The 10,727-nt window shown below is 69.2% G+C and carries 13 protein-coding genes and 2 pseudogenes; 11 read left to right on the top strand and 4 right to left on the bottom strand.

What is annotated here, in order from left to right; genetic code table 11:
- A partial coding sequence (locus JHN45_RS46460; RefSeq protein ID WP_201055427.1) for a toll/interleukin-1 receptor domain-containing protein occupies nt 1-480 on the bottom strand: 480 nt, incomplete at its 3' end.
- 179 nt (nt 481-659) lie between these two features.
- Here JHN45_RS46460 and JHN45_RS46455 point away from each other — a divergent pair.
- Complete coding sequence (locus tag JHN45_RS46455) at nt 660-1,046, top strand: hypothetical protein (protein ID WP_201055426.1); 387 nt, start codon at nt 660-662, stop codon at nt 1,044-1,046.
- A gap of 45 nt (nt 1,047-1,091) precedes the next feature.
- On the opposite strand, the gene JHN45_RS53710 is transcribed toward JHN45_RS46455, so the two are convergent.
- Together JHN45_RS53710 and JHN45_RS53705 are read right to left on the bottom strand one after the other, a co-directional pair.
- The gene (locus JHN45_RS53710) at nt 1,092-1,493 is read right to left on the bottom strand and encodes an ATP-binding protein (protein ID WP_307783389.1); all 402 of its coding nucleotides are present in this window, start codon (nt 1,491-1,493) and stop codon (nt 1,092-1,094) included.
- On the bottom strand, nt 1,490-1,678 hold the full coding sequence (locus JHN45_RS53705) for a hypothetical protein (RefSeq protein WP_234468966.1): 189 nt from the start codon (nt 1,676-1,678) through the stop codon (nt 1,490-1,492). The genes JHN45_RS53710 and JHN45_RS53705 overlap by 4 nt, the downstream gene beginning before the upstream one ends.
- Before the next feature lie 115 nt (nt 1,679-1,793).
- Between JHN45_RS53705 and JHN45_RS46445 the strand changes: the two genes are divergently transcribed.
- The 4 genes from JHN45_RS46445 to JHN45_RS46430 all read left to right on the top strand — a co-directional run bounded on the left by JHN45_RS46445 (nt 1,794) and on the right by JHN45_RS46430 (nt 6,342).
- Nucleotides 1,794-2,645, top strand: coding sequence for a helix-turn-helix transcriptional regulator (locus tag JHN45_RS46445; RefSeq protein ID WP_200714248.1), 852 nt, complete (start codon nt 1,794-1,796; stop codon nt 2,643-2,645).
- A complete protein-coding gene (locus JHN45_RS46440) occupies nt 2,626-2,823 on the top strand; it encodes a DUF397 domain-containing protein (protein WP_200714247.1) in 198 nt (65 codons plus the stop codon). The genes JHN45_RS46445 and JHN45_RS46440 overlap by 20 nt, the downstream gene beginning before the upstream one ends.
- An 82-nt stretch (nt 2,824-2,905) precedes the next feature.
- Complete coding sequence (locus tag JHN45_RS46435; protein WP_201055424.1) at nt 2,906-4,537, top strand: penicillin-binding transpeptidase domain-containing protein; 1,632 nt, start codon at nt 2,906-2,908, stop codon at nt 4,535-4,537.
- A 182-nt stretch (nt 4,538-4,719) separates the two neighbouring features.
- Entirely contained in the window at nt 4,720-6,342 is a 1,623-nt protein-coding gene (locus tag JHN45_RS46430) for a penicillin-binding transpeptidase domain-containing protein (RefSeq protein ID WP_201055428.1), read from the top strand.
- Nucleotides 6,343-6,365: 23 nt separating this feature from the next.
- Here JHN45_RS46430 and JHN45_RS46425 read toward each other — a convergent pair whose 3' ends face one another.
- Nucleotides 6,366-6,719, bottom strand: a complete 354-nt coding sequence (locus tag JHN45_RS46425) for an SsgA family sporulation/cell division regulator (protein WP_200714245.1) — start codon at nt 6,717-6,719, stop codon at nt 6,366-6,368.
- A gap of 170 nt (nt 6,720-6,889) precedes the next feature.
- Between JHN45_RS46425 and JHN45_RS46420 the strand changes: the two genes are divergently transcribed.
- The 6 genes and pseudogenes from JHN45_RS46420 to JHN45_RS46400 form a co-directional block, all read left to right on the top strand.
- Nucleotides 6,890-7,918 (top strand): energy-coupling factor ABC transporter permease, encoded by a 1,029-nt coding sequence (locus JHN45_RS46420; protein WP_201055423.1) that lies wholly within the window; start codon nt 6,890-6,892, stop codon nt 7,916-7,918.
- A 1-nt stretch (nt 7,919) separates the two neighbouring features.
- Entirely contained in the window at nt 7,920-8,681 is a 762-nt protein-coding gene (cbiQ, locus tag JHN45_RS46415) for a cobalt ECF transporter T component CbiQ (RefSeq protein WP_201055422.1), read from the top strand.
- On the top strand, nt 8,669-9,433 hold the full coding sequence (locus JHN45_RS46410) for an energy-coupling factor ABC transporter ATP-binding protein (RefSeq protein WP_236584840.1): 765 nt from the start codon (nt 8,669-8,671) through the stop codon (nt 9,431-9,433). Before cbiQ ends, JHN45_RS46410 begins: the two co-directional genes overlap by 13 nt.
- Nucleotides 9,430-9,909 carry a MarR family transcriptional regulator gene (locus tag JHN45_RS46405; protein ID WP_201055420.1) on the top strand — a complete coding sequence of 160 codons (480 nt, stop codon included), beginning with the start codon at nt 9,430-9,432 and terminating at the stop codon, nt 9,907-9,909. The genes JHN45_RS46410 and JHN45_RS46405 overlap by 4 nt, the downstream gene beginning before the upstream one ends.
- A 153-nt stretch (nt 9,910-10,062) precedes the next feature.
- Nucleotides 10,063-10,224 (top strand): annotated as a pseudogene (locus JHN45_RS53700) (organic hydroperoxide resistance protein); the annotation flags it as partial.
- Nucleotides 10,214-10,727, top strand: a pseudogene (locus JHN45_RS46400) (serine hydrolase domain-containing protein); the annotation flags it as partial. The pseudogenes JHN45_RS53700 and JHN45_RS46400, both read left to right, overlap by 11 nt.

The raw sequence follows: 10,727 nt of genomic DNA, 5'->3' as shown, positions 1-10,727 counted from the left end.
GTTCCACACCCCCGGCAACGTCCCCGGCAACCGTGGCCCGCTCACCCCACCCCTGCCCGGCGGAAACCTCGGAGCCACCAACGGAACCCCCGCCGGCCCCGCCACCGCCCCCAGCAGTACCTCCCGCGCCTTCTCCTCCGCCAGGCCGAACAGCGCCGGCGCGCGCAACGCCTGGACCATCGGCCGCACCGCGCAGTCCTCGATCCGGACCGGGATCAGCTTTTCCCGGCCGGCCAGTTTCGCCGTCCACTCCTCATTGGTCCACCGCTCCGACTCGAAGTACGCGGACGAGAACAACGCCACCATCGGCCCGGCCGCCAAAGCCCGGTCCATGTTCTGGATGACGTTCTCGCCGGCCCCCCAGTGCCAGACGGCCAACTCGACCTCGTACCCGGCGTCCTGCAACTGCCAGGCCACCCACTCCGCCCAGGCCTGGTCCGCCCCCGCGTGCGAGACGAACAACCGCGCTCCACCAGCCACCCGAACCCCCGTACCGGCCCCGCACCCTGCCGTCACCGAGAGTAGAACCCACCCAGACCACCGCACACAGGCTTTCAACCAATCCCAGCGTTTCGACGGTGCTCGAAAGGTTGGCCGGTGTCCGAGGGCGGCCCCTACGGTCTGACGCCAAGAGGCCGGCCATCACAGTGACCGTCGCAGTGACCGTCACAGTGCGGCCCCAGACCGGGGAGTTCCGTATGCAGTTGCTCAAGAAGCACGTGATCCGTACGGCTGTGGCTCTCGCGCTTGGAGCCGGCGCGCTCGTCGGCGGCTCCGGCGCCGCTTCGGCTGTCGACGTCCATCCCCAGTACGTGACCTACAAGTGCGATCCCGGGCGGGCCTGCGTGTACGACACGAACGGCGGAATCTGGAACATGGACGGCTGTGGACCCAACTACATCTACGGCGTTTTCAACTTCGCCAAGGCCCACGGCAACAGCTTCACGGTGTGGTACGCGAACAACAAGTACGACTTCGTCCCGGCAGGCGGTCAGCGGTTCCTGGACGCCAACAACAGGGTCACCGAAGTGGACGTGCACTGCTGAGCGTTGACGGCAAAGCCACCCGCGTGTAGCGAAACCCGGGGAGTCTCAGTCGCGCACCTCGCACCACACCACCTTCCCGGACACCCCCTGCTCCACCCCCCACCGCACGGTCACCGCGTCCAGCAGCATCAGCCCGCGCCCCGACTCCGCGCCGAGGCCGGTGTCCGTGGTGGCGTCCAGGAGGACGGGCAGGGCGCGCGGGTCGGGGTCGGTCACCTCGACCCGGATCCGGTCGTCGTCCAGGCCGCCCCGACCGACCCGGGCGACCCGTACCCGTACCGGCGTGCCCTCGCCCACGTGCCGGATGACGTTGCTCACCAACTCGCTGACGCACAGCTCCACTTCGGGGTACGGGCCGCCACCCAGGTATGCGCACACCGCGTGCCGCAGTTCGGGAACCGCCTTCGGTACGGCGAGCAGGGCAGCCTCGAAGTGGGTCGCGTTCACCGTTCCGCCGCCTCACGGAGTACGACGGCAAGGCGGCGGGCCGTGTCGAGGTTGCAGTTGCCCAACGCGACCAGCCCCGCGGAGCCCGGCAGGTCCGCGCGGAGTGACGGGAGCGTGATGCCGTGGTCCGCGAGGGCGTCGCGGAGTTCCTCCACGCAGAGAGTCGTGTCGTAGGGAGTGGACATGGGCCGGGGCCTCCTGTGCGTTCTGTGACGAATCACTCACACAGTGACGTGACAGGCCCTACCGTGAAAGGAGTTCGAGTTACGCCTGTCAACGAGCAAATGGCGGTGGTGAGTTGTGCCCCCTCGCAAGGACACCGACGCGTCGGCGAACGTCCCCTCCTTCTACGGCGCGGAGTTGCGCTTCAAGAGGGAACTCGCGGGCCTGACGCTGGAGCAGTTGGCGGAAGGGAGCTATCGGGGAGTGCCGTTCCTGAGCCAGATCGAGCACGGGGAGCGGCGGATGCCGCTGGATCTGGCCCGACACGTGGACAAGGTCCTCAGGACGGACGGGTTTTTCGAGCGCCGTTGTGAAGACGCGCGGAAAGCGAAGCAGTCAGGGCACGCGGAGTACTTCGCCGATGTGGCGGAAATGGAGCAGCACGCGGACAGCATTGAGGACTGGGCTCCGATGCTGGTGCCAGGGCTGCTCCAGACATCGGCTTACGCGAACGCCGTCGTGCGCACCTCGCTCCCATGGCTGCGCCCTGAGACCGTCAAGAAGCAGGTCGACGCCCGCCTGGATCGAGCCAAGCTCTGGAAGCGCGAGGAACCTCCGTCGTTCTGGGTGATCCTGCACGAGCAGCTGATCCGCAAGCCGCTGCTGCCGCCGGAAGAGATGACCGAGCAGCTGCACCACATGGCGCACGTGATCCGGTCGACGCAGAGTGTTCTGCAGATCCTTCCGGAAACGACGGCGGCCCACCCGATGATGATGGGCATGATCCGCGTCATGACGTTTCCGGACGCGCCACCCGTGATCTACACGGAGGGCCTCCACAGTGGCCAACTGATCGACTATCCAGCCCTCGTGAAGGACTACCGCAGGTCGTACGATCTGCTCAGGGCCACGGCGTTGTCTCCGGAGGCGTCTCTGGCCATGATCGATCAAGCGGCGAAGGACCATCGAAATGGCAAGCACCGAACGTGACTTGAGTACCGCCCGCTGGCGCAAGAGCAGCTACAGCAACGGCAGTGGCGGCGAATGCATCGAGGTCGCCGACGGAGTCACCGGAGTTGTCCCCGTCCGGGACTCCAAGGTCCCGAACGGCCCCGTACTGCTGCTCCCCGCGTCCGCCTGGTCCCCCTTTATCTCCAGTCTCCGTTAGGACAACAAAAGGCAACACCCCTCACAGTTTTCCCCCACGCCCCATACAGTCGAGGGACTGATAACGGGGAGGGGAACGACCCATGCGCAAGGGGGTAAAGGCCACCGTCATCGGCAGTGTGTTCGCCGTGATGGTGGGAGGGGCGGGGTACGGGGCGTACAACGTCATGTCCGCACTGAACGACAGTTCAAGTGTCGGCGGTTCCGGCGGGCCCGCGTCCGTGAAGAGCGGGCCGCCGAGCGCGTCGGAGGTCAGGGCGACGACCGCCAAGTTCTTCGCGGCCTGGGAAAAGGGGCAGGCGGTGACCGCCGCGTCGTACACGAACAACGACGCCGCCGCCGACCCCGTACTGGAGTCCTACAGCGGGGCCGGGCACATCACCGGGGTGAAGATCACCCCCGGTACGACGACCGGGGCCACCGTGCCGTTCACGGTCAAGGCAACGGTGTCGTACGACGGAAAGTCGAAGCCACTCAGCTACCGCAGCCAACTGACCGTCGTCCGCGGCAAGACCACCGGACGGGCGCTCGTCGACTGGCAACCGGCCGTGATTCACCCGGAGTTGAAGACCGGCGACACGTTCGTCACCGGCGAGTCCGCGAGCCCGGCGATCGAGGCCGTGGACCGGAACGGGACCGTGCTGACGAAGGAGAAGTACCCGTCGCTCGGGCCGATCCTCGACGAGTTGCGCTCCAAGTACGGTGACAAGGCGGGCGGTTCGCCCGGGATCGAGCTGGCGATCAAGCACCAGGCCGAGGGCTCGGCCGACACCACGGTGCTGACCCTGGAGAAGGGCAAGGCCGGCAAGGTCCGTACGACGCTCAGCGCGAGCGCGCAGGCCGCCGCCGAGAAGGCCGTGACGAAGTACTCGGAGTCGTCCGTCGTGGCGCTGCAGCCGAGCACCGGGCAGGTGCTGGCGATCGCCAACCACCGCGACGACGGGTTCAACGCCGCGTTCCTGGGGCAGTTGGCGCCCGGCTCGACGATGAAGATCATCAGTGCCGCCACGTTCATCGACAACGGGCTGACCACGATGAACGGGCCTGCGCCCTGCCCGCCCTCCGCGGTGTCGGAGAGCCAGACCTTCCACAATCTGACCGGCCTCGCGCCGGACGAGAACGCGACGCTCGCCGAGAGTTTCGCGCGCTCCTGCAACACGGCGTTCGTGAAGTTCGCGGACTCGGTGAAGGTGGACTCGCTGACCCGGGAGGCCCAGGACCGTTTCGGGCTCGGCCGGGACAACTGGAAGACGGGCATCCCGTCGTTCGACGGCTCGGTGCCCGCGTCCGGCGGTCCGGACACCGCGGCGAACCTGATCGGCCAGGGCCAGGTGCAGATGAGCCCGCTGAACATGGCGTCGGTGACGGCGACCGCGAAGACGGGCACGTTCCGGCAGCCGGTGCTCGTCGCGCAGAGCCTCGACGACCGCCAACTGGCCACCGCGCGGGGCCTGTCGGCGAATACGTCGGCACAGTTGCGGGCGATGATGTACCGCACCGCGACCAGCGGCACCGCGGCCGGGATCATGGCCGGGCTCGGTCCGAACATCGGCGCGAAGACGGGGTCCGCCGAGGTGGACGGGCAGTCGAAGTCCAACAGCTGGTTCACCGGCTACCGGGGCGATGTCGCCGCGGCGGCCATGACGCAGGACGGCGGCCACGGCATCGACGCCGCCGGACCGATCGTCCGGGCCGTACTGGCGGCGAGTGGCTGAACTCACTCCTGGTGGAAAGTGAACTCACCCGCACAGGACGGGACTCTAGGGTGGGCGTGGTCGTTGGGGTGTGAGAGAGCCGAGGGCGACGGGGGCCCAAAGGGATTCGCGGAGGATCGGGAACTGTGGGCACGAGGGGCAAGAAGAAGGTCGCCGCCGAGCGACGGAAGGCGAGACCCGCCATGGTCGGCGGGGTCATCGCCGTGGCCGTCGTCGGCGCGGGCGTCGGCGCCTACGCGCTGTACGACGGCGGGGCGTCGGCCGAGGCGCGCACGTCGACCACCGCGGACCACAAGGCCATCAAGAAGGGCCCGTTGACGGCGGCCGAGGTCCAGACGACCGCGAAGCGGTACCTGGCCGACTGGCAGCAGGGCAAGGTCGCCCAGGCCGCCGCCACCACCGACAAGTCGACGGCGGCCACCGCGCTGCTCACCGGCTACAGCAAGAACGCCCACATGAAGGGCATCACCGTCACCGAGGGCACCCCCACCGGCGCCAAGGTCCCCTTCTCCGTGAAGTGCACGGTGTCGTACAAGGGCATCAACAAGCCCATGACGTACGCCACTTCACTCACGGTCGTGCGCAGCGCGAAGGACGGCAAGCCGTACATCCAGTGGCACGCCTCCGTCGTCCACCCGGATCTCGCGGACGGCGACACCCTGGTCACGGGCGAGTCCGGCACCCCGCCGATCAAGGCCTACGACCGGGACGGCGGCGAGCTGACGACCGCCAAGTACCCTTCCCTGGGGCCGGTGTTGGACGGGCTGCGGGAGAAGTTCGGCAAGAAGGCGGGCGGCAAGGCGGGCATCGAGCTGCGGGTGGTCCGCGGCAAGAAGTCCAAGGAGTCCGACAAGACGCTCGTCGAGCTGAGCAAGGGCACGCCCGGCAAGGTGAAGACGACCATCAGCCCGACCCTCCAGGCGGCGGCCGAGACGCAGGTCGGCAAGCAGAAGAACTCCTCGGTCGTGATGATGCGCGCGTCGACCGGCGAGATCCTGGCCGTCGCGAACGCCTCGCACGGCTTCAACGTGGCCTTCCAGGGCTCACTGGCCCCCGGTTCCACGATGAAGATCGTCACGTCGACGATGCTCTTCGAGAAGAACCTCATCACCCCGGACGCGTCCCACCCCTGCCCCAAGACGTACAAGCTCGCGGGCTGGACCTTCCACAACGACGACGACTCCGAGATCAAGCAGGGCACGTTCAAGATGGCCTTCGGGGCGTCCTGCAACAACGCCTTCATCAACTTCGCGCCCAAGCTGTCCAACAGCGACCTGACGACGGAGGCCCAGCAGGTCTACGGCCTCGGCCTCAACAACTGGGCCATCGGCGTCCCCACCTTCGACGGCTCGGTCCCGGTGCAGAGCGGCGCGCAGATGGGCGCCTCGCTGATCGGCCAGGGCGGGGTCCGCATGAACCCGCTCAACATGGCGTCGGTCTCGGCCACGGTCGACACGGGCACCTTCCACCAGCCGTACCTGGTCTCCCCGACGGTCGACAACCGCACGATCGCGAAGGCCTCGCGCACGATGTCGTCGACGACTCAGGCCGAGCTGAAGGAAGTCATGAAGTACACCGCCGACTACGGCACGGCCACGAAGGCGATGGCCGGGCTCGGTCCCGACTACGGCGCGAAGACCGGTTCGGCGGAGGTCGACGGCCAGAAGAAGCCCAACGGCTGGTTCACCGCGTACAAGGGCGACCTGGTGGCCGCCGGCGTGGTCCAGGCGGGCGGCCACGGCGGCGACACGGCGGGTCCGATCGTGGGCGCCCTGCTGAAGCTGGGCGCCAGTCTCGGCGGCTGAACTCCCGGGCGACTACGGGGAGTTCAGCCGGCGACGGGTGCGGCGGCCGTATAGGTCCGCCGCAGGAACCGCATGATCGTCTTCGTCTCGAACTGGACGACGGAGACGCCCTGTTCGGAGTGGAACTCGACCACGGCCTGCACCCGCCCGCACGGCCACACCCGCACCTCGCCGCTGCCCGCCGGGGCACGCAGCCCCTGCTCCAGCAGCTCCCGGTCGAAGGTCCACGCATGCGGTCCGGGCAGATCGATACGGACGGCCAACGGATCGGATTCGGGGTCGTACCGCAGGACGACGGGCACGGCGGCGGGGTCCAGCCGGTCCACGTCCTCGTCGGTGACGATATGGGCTCGCGCGTACTGTTCGACTACGGACATCGGGCGGCCCCTTACGCTGAGTGACCTGTGTGAAAGCTGTGCATCCGCTTCCGCTACCCCAATGTCGCATATTTTCCCGGGCGCGCCCCTCGGGGCGACAGATCTCACATAACGAATGGGGATCTTCTCGCTCTTGCAAAGGACTCGCAACAACCATCTAAAATCATCTCGTGCATGTCCCTGACGGATTCATCGACGCCCCCATATCCGCCGCGACCGGAGTCGTCGCCGCCGGAGCCATCGCCGTGAGCCTGCGCGGCGCCCGCCGCGAACTCGACGAACGCACCGCACCGCTCGCGGGCCTGGTCGCCGCCTTCATCTTCGCCGTCCAGATGCTCAACTTCCCCGTCGCGGCCGGCACCAGCGGCCACCTCCTGGGCGGCGCCCTGGCCGCGATCCTCGTCGGCCCCTACACCGGCGTCCTCTGCGTCTCGGTCGTCCTGCTCATGCAGGGCATCCTCTTCGCGGACGGCGGCCTGACCGCGCTCGGCGTGAACATCACGGACATGGCGATCACGACGACCGTCGTGGCGTACGCCGTCTTCCGCGGCCTGGTGAAGATCCTCCCGCGCACCCGCCGCTCGATCACCGCCGCGTCCTTCACCGCCGCCCTGCTCTCCGTCCCCGCCGCCGCCCTCGTCTTCACCCTCCTCTACTCCCTCGGCGGCACCACCGACGTCTCCCTCGGCAAGGTCGCCGGCGCGATGATCGGCGTCCACGTCCTCATCGGCATCGGCGAGGCCGCGATCACCGCACTCACGGTCGGCGCGGTGATCGCCGTACGCCCGGATCTCGTCTACGGCGCGCGCGGCCTGGAGCAGCGCTTGAAGCTGCGCGTGAACGGCGAACTCGTCGACGCGGCACCCCAGTTGGCCCCTGTGCGCAGCACCTCCCACCGCAAGGTGTGGCTCACCGGCCTCGCCGCCTCCCTCCTCCTCGCCGGTTTCGTCAGCTTCTACGCCTCCTCGAACCCCGACGGCCTGGAGAAGGTCGCCGCCGACCAGGGCATCGACCGGACGGCGAAGGAGCACGCCTCGGCCGACTCCCCGCTCGCGGACTACGGCGTGCGCGATGTCGAGGACGCCCGGCTCTCCGGCGGGCTGGCGGGTGTGATCGGCGTCGGCGTGACGGTCGTGGCGGGCACGGGCGTCTTCTGGGCGGTCCGCAAGCGCCGTACCGCTTCCTCCCAGGCGGCCTGAGATGGGCGCGGGCCACGCCCACCGGCTCTACCGGCACGGCCACTCCCGGGTCCACGCGCTGCCCCCGCACACGAAGCTGGCGGCCGTGTTCGCGTTCGTGGTGGTCGTGGTGTCGACCCCGCGCGAGGCGATGTGGGCGTTCGGGCTGTATGCCGTGCTGCTCGCGTGCGTCGCGTACGCGGCCCGTGTGCCCGCCGGCTTCCTGCTCCGCCGACTGCTGATCGAGGTGCCCGTCGTCGCGTTCGCGGTGCTGATGCCCTTCGTGGCGGAGGGCGAGCAAGTCACCTTCCTGGGCCTGGAGTTGAGCGTGAACGGCCTCTGGGGCGCCTGGAACGTCCTCGCCAAGGGCACGTTGGGCGTCGCCGCCTCCGTCCTCCTCGCCGCCACCACCGAACTCCGCGAACTCCTCCTGGGCCTCCAGCGGTTGAAGCTGCCTCCGCTCCTCGTGCAGATCGCGTCGTTCATGATCCGCTACGGCGATGTCATCACCGACGAGATGCGCCGGATGCGGATCGCCCGCGAGTCACGGGGTTTCGAGGCCCGGGGCATCCGCCACTGGGGTGTGCTCGCGAAGTCGGCGGGCGCGCTGTTCATCCGCTCCTACGAACGCGGGGAGCGGGTCCATCTGGCCATGGTGAGCCGGGGTTACGCGGGTTCCATGCCGGTGATCGACGAGGTGACCGCCGACCGGGCGCAGTGGTCGTATGCCCTCGCACTCCCCTGTGCCGCCCTTGTCGTATGCCTGTTGGGATGGACGCTGTGACTGATTCCCTGTCGTTGGAGGTCTCCGGGCTGGCCTTCGCCTACCCCGACGGCCATCAGGCCCTGTTCGGCGTCGACTTCACCGTCGCGCGCGGCGAACGGGTCGCCCTGCTCGGCCCGAACGGTGCCGGAAAAACCACCCTCGTGCTGCACCTCAACGGCATCCTCACCGGCGGCGCGGGCACGGTCACGGTGGCCGGACTCCCGGTCGGCAAGCGGCACATGGCGGAGATCCGGCGCCGGGTCGGGATCGTCTTCCAGGACCCCGACGACCAGCTCTTCATGCCGACGGTGCGGGAGGACGTGGCGTTCGGTCCGGCGGCGGCCGGGACGAAGGGCGCCGAGCTGGAGCAACGGGTTTGTACGGCACTGGAGTCGGTGGGGATGGCGGACTTCGCCGACCGGCCTCCGCACCATCTGTCGTTCGGGCAGCGGCGCCGGGTCGCGGTTGCGACCGTGCTGGCGATGGAGCCGGAGATCCTCGTCCTCGACGAGCCGTCCTCCAACCTCGACCCCGCCTCCCGGCGCGAACTGGCCGACATCCTGCGGTCGTTGGAAGTGACCGTCCTCATGGTCACGCACGATCTGCCGTACGCGCTGGAGCTGTGCCCGCGCTCGCTGATCCTGAGCGAGGGCGTGATCGCGGCGGACGGCGCGACCGGCGAACTCCTCTCCGACGACGCGCTGATGCGGGCCCATCGTCTGGAGTTGCCCTTCGGGTTCGACCCGCGGTCCGTGACAATGGGCGCGTGACGAACGAGGACCATACGGTTGGTGCCGGTGCTGCCGGGTCGCTGCTCCTCGACGAGCAGCTGTGCTTCGCGCTGTACGCGGCCCAGCGCGCGCTGACGGCCGCGTACCGCCCGCTCCTTGAGGAGCTGGAGCTGACCTACCCGCAGTACCTCGTCCTCCTGGTCCTGTGGGAGCGCGGCGAGAGCACGGTCAAGGACCTCTCGAACGCCCTGCGCCTCGACTACGGCACGCTGTCGCCGCTCCTGAAGCGCCTGGAGGCGGCCGGGCTCGTCCACCGCGAGCGCGCGGCCCACGACGAGCGCTCGGTGCTGGTCGCGTGCACGGAGCGCGGGGCGGCCCTTCGGTCGCGCGCGGCCCGGGTGCCGGGCGCGCTGCTCGCGGCGACGGAGCTGGAGATGCCGGAGGTCGTACGGCTGCGCGCGGAGCTGTGGCGGCTCGCGGAACGCGCCGGGGCGGCGGCGGAACGGGCCCGCTGACCTCGGGTTACCGGCGGTTGCCACCCCCTGCTGGCCACGTGTCACCTACCGGTCAGTATCTTGTGCACGATGTAGTTGCACACCCTTGTATTCCGTCTTGTGTTTCCGCCTTGTATTTCCGCCCTGTGTTTCCGTTCTGGGGGAGGTCCCGCCATGACCGACGACGCCGCTGCCACCGCCGTCGACACCCGCCCGACGAAGATCATGTACGTCGCCGAGGCCACCGCCCACGGCGGCCGGGACGGCTACGTCAGCAGCCAGGACGGCCAGCTCGCCCTCCAGGTCGCGATGCCCCCGGCCATGGGCGGCGACGGCCGTGTACCGGGACGGGCACCGGGTCGTCGACCTGTGGGCCGGCACGAAGGACGTCGACGGCACCGCGCCCTGGCAGCGCGACACGGCCCAGATCGTCCGCTCCGCGACGAAGGGCGTGGCCGCCGCCGCTCTGCTGCTGCTCGCGCAGCGCGGGGAACTGGACCTGGACGCTCCGGTCGGCGAGTACTGGCCGGAGTACAAGACGGCCGGCAAGGAACGCACCCTCGTGTGGCACCTGCTCGCGCACCGCGCGGGCGTGCCGGTGCTGGACCACCCGCTGACCCCGGAGCAGGCCGCGGACCCGGTGCGGGGCGCCGCGGCGGTGGCGGCGCAGGCGCCCGTGTGGGAGCCGGGCACCGACCACGGCTATCACGCGCAGACGTACAGCTGGCTGACCGGTGAGCTGGTGCGGCGGGTGACGGGGCGGTCGATCGGCGCCTGGATCGCGGAGGAGATCGCCGGGCCGGTCGGGGCGGACCTGTGGGTGGGTGCCGTAGACGACC

It is taken from the genome of Streptomyces sp. MBT53, from assembly GCF_016654115.1.
Classification (GTDB): Bacteria; Actinomycetota; Actinomycetes; order Streptomycetales; family Streptomycetaceae; genus Streptomyces.
Note: the sequence above shows the minus strand (reverse complement) of the source record. Positions and strands in the feature narration are given on the sequence as shown.

Excerpts from the sequence above, each read along its gene's own strand:
- cbiQ (WP_201055422.1), top strand. The coding sequence starts at position 7,920 with ATGGGCGCGGGCCACGCCCACCGGCTCTACCGGCACGGCCACTCCCGG.
- JHN45_RS46430 (WP_201055428.1), top strand. The coding sequence starts at position 4,720 with ATGGTCGGCGGGGTCATCGCCGTGGCCGTCGTCGGCGCGGGCGTCGGC.
- JHN45_RS53705 (WP_234468966.1), bottom strand. The coding sequence starts at position 1,678 with ATGTCCACTCCCTACGACACGACTCTCTGCGTGGAGGAACTCCGCGAC.
- JHN45_RS46410 (WP_236584840.1), top strand. The coding sequence starts at position 8,669 with ATGGACGCTGTGACTGATTCCCTGTCGTTGGAGGTCTCCGGGCTGGCC.
- JHN45_RS46440 (WP_200714247.1), top strand. The coding sequence starts at position 2,626 with ATGGCAAGCACCGAACGTGACTTGAGTACCGCCCGCTGGCGCAAGAGC.
- JHN45_RS46425 (WP_200714245.1), bottom strand. The coding sequence starts at position 6,719 with ATGTCCGTAGTCGAACAGTACGCGCGAGCCCATATCGTCACCGACGAG.
- JHN45_RS46435 (WP_201055424.1), top strand. The coding sequence starts at position 2,906 with ATGCGCAAGGGGGTAAAGGCCACCGTCATCGGCAGTGTGTTCGCCGTG.